This window comes from Desulfomonilaceae bacterium, assembly GCA_041662605.1.
Lineage (GTDB): Bacteria > Desulfobacterota > Desulfomonilia > Desulfomonilales > Desulfomonilaceae > CAJBEZ01.
Genome location: JBAZSD010000022.1, coordinates 45,691 through 66,382 on the forward strand (window position 1 = coordinate 45,691; position 20,692 = coordinate 66,382).

10 protein-coding genes are annotated in these 20,692 nt (G+C 48.4%); 7 read left to right on the top strand and 3 right to left on the bottom strand.

Going from position 1 to position 20,692, the window contains the following annotated elements; genetic code table 11:
- The first annotated feature begins 9 nt into the window (after window positions 1-9).
- The 4 genes from WC647_15270 (at window position 10) to WC647_15285 (ending at window position 9,814) form a co-directional block, all read left to right on the top strand.
- Complete coding sequence (locus WC647_15270) at window positions 10-3,060, top strand: PAS domain S-box protein (GenBank protein MFA6223669.1); 3,051 nt, start codon at window positions 10-12, stop codon at window positions 3,058-3,060.
- Window positions 3,061-3,132: 72 nt separating this feature from the next.
- A complete protein-coding gene (locus WC647_15275) occupies window positions 3,133-5,946 on the top strand; it encodes a PAS domain S-box protein (GenBank protein ID MFA6223670.1) in 2,814 nt (937 codons plus the stop codon).
- A gap of 57 nt (window positions 5,947-6,003) precedes the next feature.
- Window positions 6,004-6,708 (top strand): Fic family protein, encoded by a 705-nt coding sequence (locus tag WC647_15280; protein MFA6223671.1) that lies wholly within the window; start codon window positions 6,004-6,006, stop codon window positions 6,706-6,708.
- 61 nt (window positions 6,709-6,769) lie between these two features.
- Window positions 6,770-9,814, top strand: coding sequence for a chemotaxis protein CheB (locus tag WC647_15285; protein MFA6223672.1), 3,045 nt, complete (start codon window positions 6,770-6,772; stop codon window positions 9,812-9,814).
- A gap of 417 nt (window positions 9,815-10,231) precedes the next feature.
- On the opposite strand, the gene WC647_15290 is transcribed toward WC647_15285, so the two are convergent.
- Complete coding sequence (locus tag WC647_15290) at window positions 10,232-10,435, bottom strand: HepT-like ribonuclease domain-containing protein (GenBank protein MFA6223673.1); 204 nt, start codon at window positions 10,433-10,435, stop codon at window positions 10,232-10,234.
- A gap of 431 nt (window positions 10,436-10,866) precedes the next feature.
- On the opposite strand from WC647_15290, the gene WC647_15295 reads away from it, so the two are divergent.
- Both WC647_15295 and WC647_15300 read left to right on the top strand, forming a co-directional pair.
- Window positions 10,867-12,573, top strand: coding sequence for a thaumatin family protein (locus WC647_15295; protein MFA6223674.1), 1,707 nt, complete (start codon window positions 10,867-10,869; stop codon window positions 12,571-12,573).
- Window positions 12,574-13,065: 492 nt separating this feature from the next.
- The gene (locus tag WC647_15300; protein MFA6223675.1) at window positions 13,066-13,956 is read left to right on the top strand and encodes an MBL fold metallo-hydrolase; all 891 of its coding nucleotides are present in this window, start codon (window positions 13,066-13,068) and stop codon (window positions 13,954-13,956) included.
- Window positions 13,957-13,972: 16 nt separating this feature from the next.
- Here WC647_15300 and WC647_15305 read toward each other — a convergent pair whose 3' ends face one another.
- Together WC647_15305 and WC647_15310 are read right to left on the bottom strand one after the other, a co-directional pair.
- On the bottom strand, window positions 13,973-16,489 hold the full coding sequence (locus WC647_15305; protein ID MFA6223676.1) for a PAS domain S-box protein: 2,517 nt from the start codon (window positions 16,487-16,489) through the stop codon (window positions 13,973-13,975).
- A 42-nt stretch (window positions 16,490-16,531) separates the two neighbouring features.
- Entirely contained in the window at window positions 16,532-18,568 is a 2,037-nt protein-coding gene (locus WC647_15310) for a PAS domain S-box protein (protein ID MFA6223677.1), read from the bottom strand.
- A 212-nt stretch (window positions 18,569-18,780) separates the two neighbouring features.
- On the opposite strand from WC647_15310, the gene WC647_15315 reads away from it, so the two are divergent.
- On the top strand, window positions 18,781-20,688 hold the full coding sequence (locus WC647_15315) for a potassium transporter Kup (GenBank protein ID MFA6223678.1): 1,908 nt from the start codon (window positions 18,781-18,783) through the stop codon (window positions 20,686-20,688).
- The last annotated feature ends 4 nt before the right edge of the window (window positions 20,689-20,692 follow it).

Here is a 20,692-nt window from a genome sequence, read left to right on the forward strand (position 1 = left end):
AAAACTTACATGCAAGACCAGGACAAAACCAGGGAACAGCTAATCGAGGAATTGGGCGAAATGCGCCTCAAGCTTGCTGAATTCGAGGCTGCCGAGAGCAAGACTGTAGGCTCCGGAAAACTCCTCCGAGAGAGTGAAGGATTACGGGAGGGCGAGCAAAATCTAATCGGAAACCTATCCAGTCTCCTTTCTCCTTACTACGCAATAGAGCAGGAAGAATTTGGTAATGTCATCGATATTCAAAAGATCCAGGCCCTCATGGATGACTTTTATAAACTCACGGATATTGGAATTGCCATTCTTGACTTGAAGGGGAACATCCTGGTCGCCACTGGATGGCACGATATCTGCGCCAAGTTCCATCGGGTCCATCCGGAAACGCAACATAATTGTCTTGAAAGCGATCTCTATCTAACAAAGAACGTCAAGGAAGGCGAATATCTCTTATACAAATGTAAGAACAACATGTGGGACGTTGTTACGCCCCTCTTTATGGGCGGAAAGCACGTGGGCAATATTTTTTATGGACAGTTTTTGTTTGAGGATGAAGCCCCTGATTTAGAAGTGTTTGACTCACAGGCTGAGCGGTACGGGTTTGACAAGTCTGAATACCTTGCTGCCCTTCAAAGAGTTCAAAGGTGGAGTACTGAGAAAATTGCAGACTTGATGAACTTTTACTCTAAATTGGCATCCACGATCGGCCAACTGAGCTACAGTAACCTTAAACTGGCGAATGCGCTCATCGAGACCAAGATTGCGGAGGAGGCTCGGCGTGAGAGTGAAGAACGCAATCGCAGCCTGATTGAGCATCTTCCGCAACGTATTTTCGTCAAAGACCGCAATTCAGTCTACCTTTCCTGCAACAGAAACTACGCCTCAGACCTTGGGCTTACTCCGGAACAGATAATAGGCAAAGACGATTTCGCTTTCCATTCCCCCGAACTGGCTAGAGCGTTCCGTACCGACGACCGAACTTGTATGTCTACCGGTATGACAAAGGACCTTGAAGAAACCTATCAACTCTCCGGTCAAGACCGTTGGGCGCATACCGTCAAAGTGCCTTATCGCGACAGGCAAGGACAAGTCATTGGGGTGCTGGGGATCTATGAAGATATCACCGATCGTAAGCAGGCGGAAACAGCATTGCGAGAAAGTGAGAACCACTTTCGGTCGCTGGCGGAAACCACCCCTGATGCGCTTGTCGTGTATGATGATCTGGGAAGAGTTACTTTTATAAACAAGGCGTTTGAAGAACTTTACGGTTGGTCCGTGGAAGAATTGGCCGGTAAGCCTATAACCAATTTTGTGCCTCCCTCTGCGGAAGCGATCACTAAACAAATATGGGAAAGGACCCTCCGTGGTGAGAAAGCCGTATTCGAAACTCAGCGGTGGACCAGAGAAGGCAAGGTTTTGGATCTTCGGATCTCGACCGCCATACTGCGCAACATGGACGGCAAACACACTGCCAGCATCGTGATCCATCATGACATAACCGCCAGGAAGCGTGCACAGGAAAAACTTCACAATAGTGAACGGACCGTCAAAACCATTCTGGCGACTTCGCCAGTTGGGATAGGGCTTATTCTGGACAGAAAATTAAAGTGGGTGAATGACGCATGCTTGAAGATGCTTGGTTTTGAAAACCAAAAGGAGATCGTAGGTCAAAGCACCAGAATTTTTTATCCTTCCGAAGAAGAGTATGAGCGTGTGGGACGCGATCTATATACTAATTTGCAAAGAGGAAAGATTGCGGAGACTGTCAGCAGGTTTATCCGAAAAGATGGATCTCTTTTTGACGTTCGTATACGGATAAGACATGTTGATCCTTCATCGTCAGAGAACCTGATGATATTTGTGACCACCGACATTACCGACCAGTTACGTGCTGAAAAGGAAAAAGAAGCTCTTAAAACTCAGCTCTTCCAATCCCAGAAAATGGAAGCCCTTGGCACGCTGGTCGGTGGGATCGCCCACGACTTTAACAACATGCTTCAGATTGTGCTTGGCTATTCCCAGATTCTGTTGGAAGGCAAGCAAAAAGCTGAACAGGGCTACAGGGAACTTCAAACTATAATTGAAACATGCCAGGGAGGGGCGGATCTGGTCAAGAAGTTACTCGCTTTAGGCCAACAAGGCCAGGCCACCCCAGTCCCATTGGATCTCAATCATCAAGTCAGTCAATTGACCACGCTAATATCTCGAACCCTCCCTCAGATAGTTCAATTTGATCTCGATCTGGCGAATGGTCCAGCCACGATTCTGTCAGATCACGCTCAGATAGATCAACTTGTCATGAGCCTCGCCATTAATGCCTCAGAAGCAATGCCGAACGGCGGAGCGCTGAAGATTTCAACCAGTGCTGTTTCATTGGATGATGATTACTGCAAGTCCCATCTCGAAGCCAATCCAGGCGCTTATGTGATGCTTTCCGTTAGAGATAACGGTTGCGGAATGGACAAAGAAACACTCACCAGGATATTTGATCCGTTCTTTTCCACAAAAGAAAGGGGCTCCACGAGGGGAACGGGACTTGGGCTTTCTGTGGTACGGGGGATCGTGCGGCAGCAGGGCGGCCATGTAACCTGTGAGAGTGAGCCAGGCAAAGGAACCGAATTTAAGGTTTACTTTCCGTCTAACGAAAAACCACTGATGCCGGCTAAAATGGTTGAACCTCAAGTCCAATCAGGCACACCGGAAACAATTCTCGTAGTTGAGGATAATATTCCGGTCGCTGAGTTGGAGGAACGGTTTCTGGCAAGCGATGGTTACACTGTCATTGTGGCTGCCAATGGGAGGGAGGCTCTTGACATTTATCAGACGAGAAAGGGTCAGATATCACTGGTAATTCTCGACCTTCTGATGCCGGAAATGTCCGGCAGAGACTGTTTAATGGAACTACTGAAGATTGATCCGTCAGTAAAGGTACTCATAGCAAGCGGTTATTCTCCGAGCGATGAGCTACACGGAGAGATAAGTCCCTTTGTTAAGGGGTTTGTGCATAAACCGTTTGGGATGGCTCAACTTTTGGACTCAGTTGCGACAGTTTTGCGAGGTAAATAGAATGACACCCACTGAGAAAACCATCGCAGGTGCTACCAAACATGAGGCGCGAGCATTAAAATGAGCCCAGTAATGGGATTAATAAATAACGCCGCTCTGTTAGTCGCCCTGGGAGTCTTGCTCGATCTTGTCTTGCGAATGAAACCGTCGAGTAAGTTGTGGACTCGTATTTTTACCGGAGTGGCTTTAGGAGCTATAGGCGTCGCCATCATAATGAACCGGTGGTCGTTTGGCGACGGAATAATTTTCGATACCAGATCCATTATCTTGAGCCTCGGAGGTTTGTTTTTCGGGGCGGTTCCCACCGTTATCGCAATTGCAATTATCGGGGTTTTTCGAGTCTACGTCGGTGGGGCTGGGATGTGGATGGGATTAGGTGTCATCCTGACATCAGGCGTTATAGGTATACTTTGGAGGTATCAACGTAGAAATCGTCTAGCAGAGATTGGCTGGATAGAATTGTTAATTTTTGGCCTGGTCGTCCACATCGCTATGATTCTATGGACGATCTCTCTCCCTGGACAGCATGTTCAAAAAGTGATCTTGAGCATAAGTTTTCCTGTCCTTGTCATATACCCCCTGGCTACTGTACTCCTGGGCACCCTTCTTTCAGGCCAACTGGCCCATCGTCAGGTTCAGAAGGCCCTCGAAGAATCTGAACAAAAGTATCGGATGTTGGCGGATGGGGCTATGGAAGGAATACTCGTCGCTCAGGACGGAATGTTAAGGTTTGTCAATCCCAGGGCTTTGGAAATAATTGGATATTCTGAGTCAGAGTTACTAGATACCCCTTTCACCAATTTCATCCATCCCGATGATAGAGAAACAGTTCTCAGCCGACATTACCGGCGGCTAAAAGGTGAGATCCTTCCAAGCCGTTACCCAATAAGGATTTTAGCCAGGGACGGCGTTCAGAAATTTGTTGAAATTGATTCAGGAATGATCACATGGGAAAAGAAACCCGCCACAGTTGTTTTCTTAACGGATATTTCCGAGCGCAAGTCGGCAGAGGAGGCGCTACAATTAAGTGAAGTTCAGAAATCCGCCATTCTAAATGGGATCACCACTAATATCGCATTCGTAAACGACAAGCTCGAAATACAGTGGGCCAACAAAATCTCTGCGGAATCGGTTGGAAAATCGCCGGAAGAAATGATTGGCGCTACCTGTCACTCATTGTGGGCTAACCCCGAGCGTCCTTGTGAAAACTGCCCAACAATGAAGGCTTTTAAGACGAAACAATCTGAAGAAACAATTATGACCACACCGGACGGGCGGATTTGGAATGAAAGGGGAGAACCGGTATTCGATGATAGAGGAAATCTAATAGGTGTCGTGGAATTAGCGCAGGACATCACTGAATACATGCGGCTCAGTGAGCAGGAGAAGCTGCTGGTCAAAGCTGTTGAGCAGGCTGCAGAGGGTGTACTCATAACTGACGCTACGGGGATAATTCAATACGCTAACCCCTCTGAAGAGACCATCAGTGGATATAGTCGCCATGAACTTCTCGGGCAGACTCCCGATATTTTCAAGAGTGATAAACATGACGAGAATTTTTACAGGAATATGTGGGAGACCATTAACGCTGGAAAAGTATGGACAGGGAGGTTTATTAACAAGAGAAAAGATGGGACTGAATACCATGAAGACGCCACCATCTCGCCAGTTTACGATAAGTCAGGGAACCTGACGAACTTCGTGAGTGTGAAACACGATGTAACTAAACATATTGAGCTTCAGGAACAGCTATTCCAGGCCCAGAAGATGGAAGCCATAGGAACTCTAGCGGGTGGTTTTGCTCATGACTTCAACAACAAGCTCCAGGTCATTGCAGGTTACGTGGACTTGATTTCTTTCAACAAAGATCTGCCGGCGTCGGTAAAAATGGACCTGGGAGTTATAAAGCAAACCGTTGATAGTAGCGCTCAACTGATTAAAGGGATGATGGTGTTCAGTAGAAAAACGAGCGTCAGGCTTGAACCATTAAACCTTAATAAACTTGTTGCGCAGCTTCACACTATGATAGCTCCAGTCATGCCCAGGATGATAGACATCGACCTCGTTATGCCCGATGACCTTTGGACCATTAACGCCTCCCCTTCTCAAATTGACCAGATATTAATGAACCTTGCGGTAAATGCGAGAGATTCCATGCCGGACGGTGGGAAGCTAACGATACAAACTCAAAACACGATACTGGATGAAGAGTTCTGCCGCCCCTACCCTAACACAAAGCCTGGCCGATACGTTCTGCTCTCAATGACTGATACCGGGAAAGGCATGGACCACGAGACAGTAAAGCATATTTTTGAACCGTTTTTCACGACCAAAGCAGAGGGCAAAGGAACAGGACTTGGTCTCTCCGTTGTTTACGGCATAGTAGAAAAGCATGGCGGTAAGATCATTTGTAATAGTCAACCGTCCGAAGGCGCTACATTCAAGATCTACTTTCCCGCAACAGAAGAAGTTCCGGAAGAACAATATTCCGAGAAAAAAGAGCCGCCCAAGGGACATGGAGAGACCGTACTTATAGTTGACGATGAGCCGAATATCACCGAACTGGCCTCTCGAATATTGGCGGAAGCCAATTACGTTGTCATTGCCGCTTCAAATGGGAAAGACGCCTTAGGGCTTTATGAAAAACATCATGAAGCAATTAGACTGGTTATCCTGGATCTCATAATGCCGGGGATCGATGGGAAACACTGTCTTCAAGAATTACGGAACATGGACCCGAATGTTAGGGTCCTTATTGTCACAGGAGAAACCAGGCAGGGGGTGGCAGAGGAATTGAAGGACGCAGGAGCCAAGGATTTTATCGGTAAGCCGTTTGACATACCCCAACTTTTTGAAAAGATCCGGAAGATTATTGACGAAGATTAACAGGGAGGCGATTTTCATTTCCGCCTGCCGGGATTTGAATCTGGACTGGGACGCCCTTTGCAAACTGAACTATTGCGGCTGCGGCGAATAGCCAGGTCCTATGCAAGTCATCTCTGGGCCCTTCGGCCGAGAACGGCTACACGCTTCCAGGCTCCTCCAGCAAAGCGTGTCAAGAAGGAAATAGAGACCTTTCTTGAATGGTACAACTCTGAGACAGGTGTGGAAATGTTGCTTAAGGCTGGAGTGGCTCATCTTTGGTTTGTTACCATCCATCCTTTTGACGATGGAAACGGGCGGATTGCCAGGGCAATTACCGATCAGACGCTCGCATGTTCGGAAAAAAGTTCTCAGCGCTTTTATAGCATGTCCGCTCAAATCCGAAGGGAACGAAGCGCATATTACGATGTCCTTGAAGCGGCCCAAAAGGGTGATCTCGACATCACGAACTGGCTGGAATGGTTTGTTGGTTGTCTTGACGCTGCCCTGGATGGCGCTGAAATAACTTTAGGGGCCGTGCTTAAGAAGGCCCATTTTTGGGAAACGCATTCGGGCGAAAGTTTCAATGTCCGACAGCGCATCGTTCTAAATCAGCTAATTGACGGTTTTCAAGGCAAGCTCACATCTTCCAAATGGGCGAAACTTGGAAAATGCTCCCAGGATACGGCTCTTCGCGATATAGATGATCTTATTCGGCGAGATGTATTAACGAGAGACACCCCCGGCGGTCGAAGCGCCGGCTATTCGCTCAAAGATATTGTGTAAATAGGACCTTTGTAACAGTCTATAGCATCGGGCTTTTTGCGTTAATAGACTGATATTGCCAATGAATAACTTGAAAAGTATCGGCGTTCCTGCCATAGACGGTTTGGCGACAAGAATCTGGACCGCCCGCGGCGCCTGGGAGAACATCATGCCCATCAAAAAGATCAGTGACAAAAAGTCTAAAGCGTCCCTGGATTCAAAGGGGAAAGACCAGCGGGACGCCAGCTTCCCAATAATAGGGATTGGGGCTTCGGCAGGCGGGCTCGAAGCGTTTGAGCAATTCTTTCGTTTCATGCCGCCAGATAGTGGAATGGCTTTTGTGTTGGTATCCCACCTTGATCCTAATCATGCCAGCATGCTTACCGAAATCCTTCAGCGCATCACCTCGATGCCGGTTGAGGAGGCTCAGGACCAGACGCCGACGCTTCCTAACCATGTCTATGTCATCCCGCCAAACCGTGACATGACAATATTTCATGGTGTTCTCAATGTCAGCGCCCTCGAAGGGGCTCGCGGCCAACGGATGCTAATAGATTCTTTCTTTCGCTCACTCGCCGAGGACCAGGGAGAAAGGGCGATTTGCGTGGTTCTCTCAGGCAGTGGCACTGACGGCACCCTCGGGCTACGGACCATTCATGGGGCAGGCGGTGTCTCTTTCGTGCAGGACCCGACCACCGCAAAATATGACGGAATGCCGGCCAGCGCAGTACATAGTGGTCTGGCCACATACGTTTTACCTGTTGAAAAGGTGCCGGAGCAGTTGACGACCTATGTGAAGACACTTTTCAAAAAAGGGATTAAACCAGAACCTTATGCGCCTCCTGTTACAAACGCTCTCAACAAGATTGTGGCGGTACTGAGAACCAGGACAGGCCATGACTTCTCATTATACAAACAGAACACCATCAGACGCCGAATAGAACGACGGATGACCGTGCATGGCATCGATGACACAAGCGTCTATGCTCGTTACCTTCAGGAGCATGCGGAAGAAGTTAGCCTCCTCTTCAAGGAACTTCTCATAAACGTGACGAGTTTTTTCAGGGAGCCTGAGGCGTTTGCAACCCTAAAGGCGGACATTCTCCCCAAACTCTTCGACCACAAATCGGAGAATTTTGTGTTCAGGATCTGGGTAGCAGGATGCGCAACAGGAGAAGAGGCATATTCTATCGCAATGACCTTCAGGGAATACATGGATGAATCAAAGCAGGAATTCAAAGTCCAGATATATAGCACAGATATTGATGATGACGCCATCGCTGTGGCGCGGGCCGGCTCCTATCCCCCCAATATATCGATAGATGTTTCCCCTGAAAGATTAAAAAGGTTTTTCGTAAAGGAAGAGGCTGGCTACCGTGTGAAAAAGGAAATCCGCGGAATGATCGTCTTTGCTATCCAGAATGTGATCAAAGACCCTCCTTTTACCAAACTAGATCTCGTTAGTTGCAGGAACCTGCTCATATACCTTGAGCCCGAACTTCAAAACCGGCTTATCCCCACATTTCATTATGCCCTAAAGCCAGGAGGATTCCTGTTCCTAAGCCCTTCGGAAAGCATCGGAAACCATCCTGATATCTTTGCGCCGGTCAACAAGAAATGGAAGTTCTATGTGGCGAGAGAATCGATCAACTCCGGCGTCAGAGTTATGAGAGAAGGGCTGTCCTGGACTCACGACCAACCCCGCTCCGGGTTGAATGAGACACTGAAAAAAGCCAAGGATATTGACTTCGCTGAACTCTCCCGAAAGGCTCTGCTCCAGTATTACGCCCCACCCTCTGTGATAACCGACGAGAAGGGTAACATTCTGTTTGTCAATGGCGATACCGGTAAATACCTACGGCCTGCGCCAGGTCAGGCGAGCCTTAATGTTGTAGAAATGGCCCGAGAAGGGCTTCAGTTGCAACTGAGGACAGCTATCCTGACTGCGGCTACACAAAAAAAACAGCTAACCTGCGCCGCTGTTCCGGTAAAGACCAATGGCGGCGTCCAGGGTGTGAACGTCACTGTAAGACCATTAGCTGACCAAGGGTCGCCTATGGGATACTTGATCGTGTCATTCGAGGAGGTAGAACCTCAGACAAAGGGGAAACGATCCAGGGCTAGGCCGTCGGCAAAATCTGGAGAGTCTAAACGGGCGGAGGAACTCGAACAGGAACTTCTCTATACGAAAGAGAACCTTCAAGCGTCCATAGAGGAGCTTCAAACCGCAAACGAGGAACTCAAGTCAGCCAACGAAGAGCTTCAGTCCACCAATGAAGAATTGCAATCCACCAACGAAGAACTCGAAACCTCAAAGGAAGAACTTCAATCGGTCAATGAAGAGTTGATAACTGTCAATTCCGAATTGCAGGCCAAAATAGAACAACTGGCCGGGATGCAGAATGACATGAAGAACCTTCTCGACAATACGAATATCGGTACTATCTTTCTCGATGACAGCCTTGCCATAAAACGTTTCACCCGGGAAGCCACGGCACTGTACCGCCTGGTCCCGACAGACTCTCGTCGCCAGTTATCCGACATCAAGTCAAATGTCGACGGAGAAGACCTGGTTGCCGATGCTCAAACGGTTCTGGATTCACTAGCGCCCATAGTAAAGGAAGTCAGGACTATCGATCACACGTGGTATCTCGCAAGGATATTGCCTTATAGGACACTCGATAATGTAATCGAAGGGGTGGTGCTTACGTTCACGGATATTACCGGTATAAAACAGGCGCAGGAAGCGGCTCAGTCGGCTCGCGAATATTCGGAATGTATAGTTGACACAATAACTCAACCTCTAGTCATAATGGATGACAGGCTGGAGGTTGTCTCGGCCAACCGGTCCTTTTACAGCGCTTTCCATGTTATTTCACAAGACACTGTTGGCCGGCATTTCTATGAAATCGGCGAACGTCAGTGGGACATTCCGTCGTTACGGGAATTGCTGGACAATATTTTGACGCATAACACAACCTTTGAAAAGGTTGAGGTCAATCACGACTTTCCGATCATCGGCCACAGAAAAATGCTGCTTAACGGACGACGAATATCGCAATCGTCGGGTAAGGGCCTTTTAGTACTGCTGGCGATTGAAGATGTTACCGGCACGCCAGCGACTTGAGTGGACTGCGTCGGGCTGATATATGTTCTTTGGAGCCAAACTAAGGACAAACTTTAAATTTTCCTATTGACGGCCCAGATAGACACATATCCTTATCATAAATGATAAGGATGTAGTCCTGATGATGTCGGACGTATGGTCAAATCTTAAAGACCGCCTGTTTTTTTCAGTTGAAGACGTCGCTGAATTGAAGGGGATTGCCGTTACTTCAGCCCATCATCAACCAGGCAGGTCCTTTTACGCACGGTATCGCTGCGGGACTTGATGTCATCGAAAATTGCCGGCTGAAATTCGAACCTATTATCGACAGCGAAATTTTGTCATTCTAAAAGCCGCTATTCAGAACTAGGGCGACATTCTGGTCGACAATTACGGCAGCGCCCTGTTAGAAGACCGAAACATTCCGATTATGAGCGCTCAAGGACTATCAGGATGGATGAACTTAAAATCTTCTGATATCTTCGATGCGGCTTCGCCAACAACTTCTATCTCCCGCATGAGCGCCATAGTAATCATCCTGTCTTTATTCAAGTCGCCTCGGTTCTTACCCTGAGCAAAACTCATGGCCTCATCCGCCGCTTCAATCATGTGTTTCATTCTGACGAGGTCATGAGACTTCATATTGAGACACGGCTCTATCAATGATCTCGGCCCTGAAATATCGGCTAAGGTCCTCGGTGCCCGAGGATCTATTTTTCTTCCACCAAACATTTGGGAAAGCTACTGTTCCATTCCAACGATTTCGAGTAGGCCGGGAATGTGATCCGGTTTGAATTGAACAAGAAAATCAATGTCGCTGTGATGCAACCTCGCCGTTTCCATTGGAGTATAACTACCAGACTGTGTTCGGGTAAAGCTTGAAGGAGAGATTACAATTATTAATGTTTTAGTTGATAATATGTAATTAATATGTTAATATTACTGATATACTATGCATAAATACTTCTAGTCTCATAATGTCTTATGACTCATTAGTGGAGAGGTATGAACTTAGTCATCACCATGTGGTGAAGCTGATATCGTTTCCTGTCGTCCTTCGCTGGAGGCTCGTCATGAAGAGACTTTTCAGGGTTTTTATTCTAGCGTCTTTCGTTGTGAGTTTCACTCCTCTATTGGCTGTATCACAGGGCATTCAGCAGACACCATACAGCTCAGCCGACGTTGTAAGGAGGAATGGGCCGTCAGTGACCCCTGATTTGACCCCATCTAATCCATTGGGATTGCCTGGAAGCTCCTTATTGGGACCGAGAGGCAGCGACAGCATTTCAATATCCAGCGGCATGTTTCAGGGTATCTTACCAAAAATTTCTAATCTTCAACTTGGATACAATTATACATTTGGGCCACAGTTGCGGGTTGGGACAGCTTCTGTTGACTATTTGCTTCCTTTCAGGATTGGAGCTGACTCCACAGTTTACGGGGAGGCGCATGGAGAACTCCAAAGTTTCTCGATCGCCCAACCCGGGTCCCCAAACAACAGTGTTGATCTTTGTCTTGGTGGTGGATATCGGAGGATGTTAGGCAATCACACCATGGTCGGGTTGCATTCCTTTTTCGACACCACGAAGCTGACTGGTGTCTGGTATTCATCCGGAAGCGCAGGTGCGGAGATGGCGGCTATGGTTTCAGGGCATGACGCCATTGATCTGAATTTCAATTGGTATGGACAGGCGCTTGACGCGTCATCACTCAACAACCTCGGTTACGTGCCCCCGACGACGGGCGAAGACGGCTTCGGTAATTCAAACTTCGATTTTCAGGTTGGTTACTCCCATGAATTATACGGCGGCGGACCTGATCTGCGATTGAGCGTCACTGGTTATAAGTTTGATATGGATTCCGACGTATACGGCTATTACGCAGGCGCTGAACTCAAGTCCCGGGATGGTATGTTCGTGGCTAAATATGATGTCGGCTATGACAACACTAATCAGGTCTACCAGTCAGTAGCCGCTTTCATGAATATGGGCTTGCAGTTGGAGAACCTCGTGGCTGGCAAGAGTCCGTTAGTAATGCCCAAGCCGGTGTTCCAAAGCCCTCGGGAAATGACACGGCTCACCGAAGCGAAGGTGAACAGGAACTGGCGACGAACCACTCAGACGGCGCAGATAGCCCTTCTTTCTTCAGACCCTCCACCATGCACAAACCCTGCGACGTTATGTCCTACCCAGACTATCACTATCATAAACCAACGGAATACCAACGTTACGCTTTATATGGGGTTCCTCGTTGGTGACACGGGTGGTTACAACTTGGCCACTGATTTTCCTGGTTGGACAACTACTTCCAATCCTTTAATACTAACCACCACTGTTGCTGCAAATAATCCAGCGCCCTACCTGGTGGTAACCTTTGAGAGTAAAGTCAGAAAGAAAGTAAGCTTCGCAATTTCCGCCGATGCAGTCCCGTGGACCGGCTGCGCTGTTACACAAGCTGAGTGGACCCTCGCTGACAACTGGTGTCAATGGGGAGGTCTACAGGACACTTATGACATTAGTCTGGTCAACGGCTTCAATTTGCCCATGAAGGTTACCCCCGTCTCCGGGCAAGAGATCACCGTCAGCGGAGGAACAGGCAATTCAAACAATCCCGGCGTTTTCGGCTGGGGATGGACCGGCTGCAATTGCGCACCCCCTCCATTGGCTTGCACACCAATGGCCGGGGAAAACCACACGCCCGCGTGTCCCGCCACACCCGTTCCTACGTGTCAACTATCCCAAGCCAGCGTGGCCAATTATACTATGACCATTTCGCCATGATAGCGAACGGAAATTCGATGATACCCGTAACTCTTCTGGCGTCTCCATAACAGCTTTACAGCGTCTATCTTTTCGAGAATTTGGATCCAACTTACGCATCTGCGCTCGCCGAGTGGTACGACGTGGGTGAAACAAACAATCCTTGAGAAACAGCGCAGGTCACAGAAAAGGTTTTAACCTCGTTCCTCCAATAATACCCTGTCTAGTCGCAGGCTACGCCGAACCAATATGCGATGGATCACATATTTACTCGGAATTTGGGCGCCGCTTCAGGCTACGGCGTATTGATGATGGATCATGAAAAACACAGCTCGTTGTAATGTTAGCGTCAATAATGATATTCTGCATCGATGCGGCAATTGTGTCTCCTGTGACATAGCGGTTTTTTTCAAAAGCCCCTTACAGGAGTCTGCCGTTAAGTTCATTTAACATACTGTTACCTTTCCTCGGGAAAACACTTTTGCGGCCGGACCCATATTGCGGAGAGAATGAATGGCGTTAGAAACCTCCCAGTTGACTGATAACCTTTTCATCATTGTGGAAAAACACAGGGGACGATTCCCTATGTCCCATTCGTTCCTGGTCCGGGACGAGATTTCTGCCTTGATCGACACGGGTTGTGGTATCGAACTCCTCGCTGAGATAAAAGAAGCGTATAAAATCGATATAATAATTAACTCTCATGGCCACCCGGACCACTCAGCCGGTAATTACCTGTTTCCGGACGCGGCTCTCCATGTTCCTCGGATGGGGGCTGAAACTCATGGCAGACTGGAGCCTTTATCGAGAAGGTTTTTCCCAAACGAAACGCAGGCGCAATGGTGGAGACGCTGGATAAAAAAGACCATGGGTTTTGAGGACCGGGAGCCGACGGATTTCTTTGACGACGGTCAGGTTTTTGATTTTGGCCATGTTAAACTTCAGGCCATTCATACACCCGGTCATACCATGGATCATTTCTGTTTCCTGGAATTGAACAGTGAGGTTCTGCTTACCTTTGACATTGATCTTACGCCTTTTGGCCCGTGGTATGGAAACCTGGAATCCAGCCTGAAGGATTTCAGGTCGGCGATTCAAAAAGTTCGGGACCTCAAGCCCGGAATCATCGCCTCCGGCCATCGACTTCCCATATTTAAGGACGTGAGTATGCGGATAGACAAATATGAGGGTGTAATGGACCGGAGGAACCAACTCATCAAAACAATGCTTGACAGAGGCCTGTCAAGGTCAGACATAATCAAATCCGCTCCGATTTACGGGCATCATAAATATGCCCGTGATATATTACCACTGTTTGAAGAGCGGATGGTTGATCTGCATCTGGAGGAGATGGAAGAACTGGGCATGATACGAATCGAGGGAGAAAAGATCCACGTGATCTGAGCGGTTAAAGTTAATCTCAGACGCCATTACATTGCTTTGCGGTCGCCTGTTTCCAATCACCATCCAGAACTTTTCGGACAGAGTTTAACAATTGTCCCTTATCATAAGGCTTTTCTACGAATCCACCGGCTCCCAGATCCAGGACTTCATGAACCAGGCCAGTCTGAGAAAAGCCGCTGGCTATAAGGACCTTCCCTTTTGGATCCAACCGCAAAAGTTCAGCCAGGCACAGTCTGCCGTCCATTTCAGGCATAATAAGGTCCAAAATCACCAGCGCAATTTCTTCGCCGCCATTTGCGTACATTTCCAGGGCTTCTTTCCCATTACTGACAGTAAAAACCGTGTAGCCGGCGTCTTTAAGAAGTCTTGCGCCTAATTCCCTGACTGCGTCGTCATCGTCAACCAGGAGAATCTTCTCTGTCCCCACGGTCGCTGCCGCTTCAGTTTCTTTAGTCTCTACACATTTGTTGGTCTCGACTGTGGGGAAGTAAATCTTGAAAGTGGTTCCGTGTCCCAATTCGCTGTAGCACCGTAAATGACCATTATGCTTCTTGATGATCCCATAAACCGTCGAAAGGCCCAGGCCGGTGCCTTTCCCAACTTCTTTAGTGCTAAAAAAGGGCTCATAAATGCGCTCAAGCGTTTGTTCGTCCATCCCCACGCCACTGTCCGCAACTGTAAGCAGCACGTGGGGTCCCGGTTTGACTCCGAGATGGATCCTGCAATACTCCTCTGTCAATTCTATGTTTGCTGTTTCAATCGTCAAAGTTCCACCATCCGGCATGGCGTCTCGAGCATTGACAGCAAGATTCATCAGGACCTGGACCATTTGAGACGGGTCCGCCTGGATCGGATCAAGATTCTCACTAAGCTGCAGATCAATATTGATAATCTTTGGAATTGTTCGAGACAGAAAACCCCGAACCTGAATTATCTCATGGTTCAAGTCACATGGACAAAGTTTCGGTTCGGACTTACGGCTAAAAACAAGCAAACCCTGCGCTAGATCCGCTCCTTTCTTGCCCGCCTCATAAATCTTGTATATATCGGGATAGTCGGGATCCCCTTCATTTTTCATCGCCAGAAGCATTTCGGAATATCCCAACACTACCTGTAGCAGGTTGTTAAAGTCGTGAGCTATGCCGCTTGCAAGCGTTCCAATCGCCTCCATCTTCTGGGCCTGAAGAAGTTGCCGCTTGATCTCTTCGCCCTCTTGCTCGGCCAGTTTGAGATCGGTTATATCCTGGACTACCGCAATATGATAGTCTGGTTTGGCGCCTACAGCCCACATGGGCGACACAGTTAGATGGGCCCACACAATTGAGCCGTTTTTGTGGAAGTAACGCTTCCGCACCGAAAATTCTCTGATTTTTCCCTGGATCAAAAGGTCCATATTGTCCAGGCTATCATCGAGGTCTTCCGGGGGAGTAAGGGCTTGGAACGTGAGGTTACTCATCTCATCTACCGTATAACCTACCATGTCACAGTATCGATGGTTGATTCTTATGAAGCGACCGGTCCGTGAGTCAACCTGCGCAACTCCCACGGCCGCCTGTTCAAATATGGCTCGAAATCGTTCTTCACTCTCTCTCAGGTCGTTTTCGGCTCGATCCAGCTCGCTACCGATTTTTTGGGCGATGAGAAAGACGAATGTTGCGGTAATCACCACTGCCATGCTAGTCGACGCAGCCGACAGCAACGCTGGGTCAATGTCAATATATGACCTGGAGTAGCTTAAAAATACGTCGAACCCCATAACAAACAAAATACTGAGCGGGACAAAGGTTCGGAGTAAAATCGAGCGGGCAGAGTTTCCTATGAACATTTTGAGCGGTATTTTATCTGTACCGCTCCCAATAATTATCGCGACCGCCACGAATTCAAAAGCCAGGGCAGTAGACAACGCTACTGGAATAATGGTCCCTCCATAAAGTAAAGGGGCGCCGTAAAGATAGCCGAGTACAAACATAATGTTGGCTACCGCCAGGATCCAGCCTATTATAGAAGCCGCGCTTCGAGCCAAGTCCCTGTATGAACCCGAAGGCGTTAACAAACCTGAGGCCCCTGAGGCAAAAACAAAACACACCGCAGTAATAGGAGACATCCTACCGGCAAGGACATGGCCGAAAGCGCCGAGGTTCGGCAGCAGCGTTCCCTCGATGTCAAAACTTGCGCCAACACCAAAAAACTGAGCTATTTCAAGTAAACAGAAAGACCCTACAACAAGTAACGCAGTTGTCCCAAAAATCCTGTTAGATTTTCTTGAAGAACGCTGAACGCTTGAGAGTATTGAACCGCCGAGCAGGATGAAAGACATGGCCGTGGATGGGGCCATTGGGATAAAGTCTGGACCGAAACTTGTCAAGTTACGCTGCCCGAGTAACCAACCAAGCATCCCCAGAAAGCCTATTCCCACTACGACTGAGCAGGATGCCATCACCAGCCTGAACTCGGTTTTTGTTCCTTCATTCATGGTATGCCTGCCATCGGCGCCCAGTAGCGGAAGGCGATCAGTGAAAGACGGAAAACTCATCGACACTTCAAACTATTTTAAATCCCTATCTAGAGAATGTGGCTAATTACGGTTCAAAGCGGATTCGATAGCCCAAAGAAGTCGTGACACTTCATAAGGTTTATGGACAAACCCCTTAGCCAAACGCTTTATTTCTTCGTCGAGAAGACTGTCGGGAGAAAAGCCGCTGGAAATCATAGCGTTGACTGACGGGTTGATTTTAATCAGTTCTTGCAGGCATTCGTTACCCGACATAACCGGCATTAGCAGGTCCAAAATCACCAGTGATATCTCCTCTTGTCTGTTTCGATATATCTCAAGGGCCTCTTTGCCGTTGGTCGCGGTGATAACATTATATCCGGCGTTTGAGAGAAACCGCCGGGCCTGATCGACAATTGAAAGTTCATCATCAACGACTAGTATGGTCCCGATTTGCTCAGGCAGGGATTTCGGCCTGGTCTTTTTCCCTGACTTTCGAGGCGCCTCAACAGCAGGGAAATACAATTTGATCTCAGTCCCCTTACCAAGTTCGCTCTCACAGGTTATATAACCGCCGTGCTGTTCGACAATGCCCTGTACCACTGAGAGACCCAACCCCGCGCCTCTTGTGGAGCTTTTTTCTTTTGAAGTGAAGAATGGTTCAAATATCCTTGCCAGAGTTTCGGCGTCCATTCCACGGCCAGTGTCAGACACGGACAGCGTCACATACGCTCCTGCTTTCATCCCATGAACGTTCCGGACAAATTCGCTATCCAGGACTTCCTTTCCAGTCTGAATTGTGAGCCGTCCACCATCCGGCATGGCCTCCGAGGCGTTTAGCGCAAGGTTAATGATGGCCTGGTCTATTTGTGTGGGATCCATATGGATCGTAGTTGGTTCATCGGTGAGGTTGAACTTGATGTTAACGATCTTGGGAATCGTGCGGGACATTAAAGCCTTCAACTCTTTGATCTGACGATTGAGGTCCATAAGGACCGGACGAATCGGAGCTTCGCGGCCGAACATGAGCAATTTGTTAACCAGTTCGGCCCCGTCCTTGACTGTTCTCTCTATTGACATGAGGTCCAGGTAATCCTCGTGATCTTCGCCCTTTTCCATCATGATCAACTGGGTGTAACCAAGTATGATCTGGAGCATGTTGTTGAAGTCATGGGCCAGCCCCCCCACAAATGTGCCGATGGCTTCCATCTTCTGCGATTGGGCAAGCTGGGTTTGGAGGTCTTCTTTTTCCTTCTCCGCTCTTTTTCGAGGAGAAATATCTTCTATGGCGGAAATTACTCCCTTAGACAGATCCAGGGGATCAAGCGGACTTAAACGTACATGAGCGTCAAAAATTTCCCCATTTTTTCGTATCATTCTGGCATCCGTTTCGCCAACCAGCCCATTTTCCAAAAAAGGGAAGATAGCGTCTCTTACACGTTCAAATTCTTCTGTGGATGGGTACAAACTTGTTGTGCTTTGCCCCAGAAACTGTTTCTTGTCCTCAAAACCAAAAAGGTTCAACCATGCCTGGTTGGCCCACAACATAGTCCTGTTGAAGGCTGTGAAGCCTATTCCTACCGGTGAGGCCGCCAGGATACTGTTCATCATCTCTTCACTTTCCCAAAGAGCTTTCTCAGTCTTCTTGCGGGCGGTCATGTCCTGAACAATTCCGATCCCCCCGTTAACGGCGCCATCCTCGCTTGTGATAGGAATATAAATGACATCCAGCCATGCGGTTAGATTTCCTGTTACAGATGTATATTCGCCCACATACTTTCCTATGTTTCCCGAAAGAGCGGATCGGACCGCATTTTTGATATCCTCATTTCGCAGGGAAACCAGTATATTGAAGCCGACAACCTGATCTCTTGTGGCGCCACTGACGTTCAGAAAAGCTTGATTACAGTCGGTCACAATCCCATCGGAATTAAAACGTATCATGCCCAGAGGAGATCTTTCGAAAATCACGCGATAATTCCGTTCAGATTGCCTCAGCGCCTCTTCTGTTCGTTTAAGTTCCGCAACATTTACATGGTCTGATTGCAATTGAGCAAATTTACGGCGCATTTCGTTCAATTCAATGATAAGTTGTTCCTTAGTCTTGCCCTTGTCTTGCATTAAGACCACCTTGAAATGTTGAAAGTATACATATAGTAATTACAAGGTAATAGTTCAGCGGGTTTTTATCAATACATCCGCATCAATTATATAAAAAAACAGGTTTTATAATGCGGGACTATCGCGGAGCAGCATTAACATTTATATAGAAACGATGACAAAACAGGGCAAGAGTCAGGGGATTATTGTTCGCGCTGGAGGAGACGATAAAAGTGACCCAAAAAAAGCCGCAAAATGATGACTCTCAGGCCACTACAAACAAGCGTCTGGCTGGCCTGTCATTGCTTGCGCTCGGCGTGGTCTTTGGCGATATCGCTACCAGTCCTATATATGCTATGCGGGAATGTTTCCACGGAGAATACGGAATTCCCGTGAACCATGCCAATGTGATGGGGATTTTGTCTCTTATGTTTTGGGCGCTTGTAATGATTGTCTGCTTGAAATACTTGATATTCGTTTTTCGGGCGGACAACCACGGGGAAGGAGGTGTCCTTGCCTTAACAGCGTTGGTCCGCGGTCAAAATCAATCTTCCCAAAGCGGACCCCGGTTTAGCGTTGTCGTACTGGGCATCTTTGGGGCGTGCCTGCTGTATGGGGACGGCATGATCACTCCTGCTATTTCTGTTTTGAGCGCTGTAGAAGGTATTGGTATGGTTACCCCGCTATTTGGCCCCTATGTTATCCCAATCACCATTGCGATTCTTCTTGGCTTGTTCCTGATCCAGAGTCACGGGACAGCCGGCGTAGGCAGACTTTTCGGGCCTGTGATTCTGGTTTGGCTCTGTTTCCTTGCTGTTTCTGGAGCGGTACAGGTGGCTGGCGCACCACAGGTACTATCCGCGATTTTCCCGTGGCATGCCGTCCAGTTTCTGATTTGCAACAAAGCGCACGGGTTTTTGGTCTTGGGAGCCGTCTTTTTGGTAGTCACGGGAACCGAAGCGCTCTACGCTGATATGGGGCATTTTGGCACACTCCCAATTCGCCTTACCTGGTTTGCCATCGTCTTCCCTGCGCTCGTGTTAAATTATTTCGGACAGGGAGCCATTCTCCTGGTTAGCCCGGAAGCCGCTCATCATCCGTTCTATGCCATGGCGCCTTCGTGGGCCATGGCCCCGACAGTGTTGTTGGCTACCCTGTCCACAATCATCGCCTCCCAGGCGGTCATCAGCAGCGCCTTTTCCCTGACCCGTCAGGCCATCCAAATGGGATACCTGCCGCGTTTGAACATCCGGCATACCTCCGCTACTCAAATCGGCCAGGTATATGTGGCCCCGATCAACTGGATGCTCATGGTTTGCACTGTCGGACTGGTAGCCGGTTTTCAGTCTTCCAGCAAGCTTGCCGCCGCATACGGGGTAGCTGTGACGTCGACCATGCTCATTACCACGACGCTGTTTTATTTTGTGGCCCGCCGTCGATGGCGTTGGCCTCTGCTTTGGGCATTGTCGCTATCAGGGCTATTTTTGCTGGTGGACATCTCGTTTTTTGCGGCAAACATCGGCAAAATTTTTCATGGAGCCTGGTTCCCTATAGCCATAGGAGCGATATTCTTCACATTGATGATTACCTGGTCCAACGGACGCCGGATCGTGGGCAGTAAGTTGCGTAAAATCATGCCGCCGGTTCATCAGTTCGTCGTCGACCTAGGTAGCCACCCTCCCAACAAAATCGATGCTGATGCGGTTTTCTTGACCGGAAGTCGAAACGTTACTCCCGTTGCGCTGGCAAAGAACATCAGGCATAACAATGTCGTACACAAAACAACCGTTTTGCTGCATTTTCGTGTTGAGGACGTCCCCCGGGTTCCTAATTTCGAAAAGGTCCAGACTGAAAAATTGCCTGGAGGATTTTACCGCATTGTGGCCCGCTTTGGTTTTATGGAAGAACCTCGGATTGAAAATGTGCTGACATTGGCGCGAGGGCAGGGTTTGGACATAGATCCGGAAAAAACAAGTTTTTACATCGGGCGTGAAAACCTGGTTATGGCGGAAAAAAGTAGTATGGCGCGCTGGCGCTCTAACCTCTTCATTATCATGTCCCGCAACGCTACAGACGCCAGCTCGTTTTTCGGTCTTCCACCTGATCAAGTGGTGGAGATCGGCGTTCGGCTGGCGATCTGAGGAT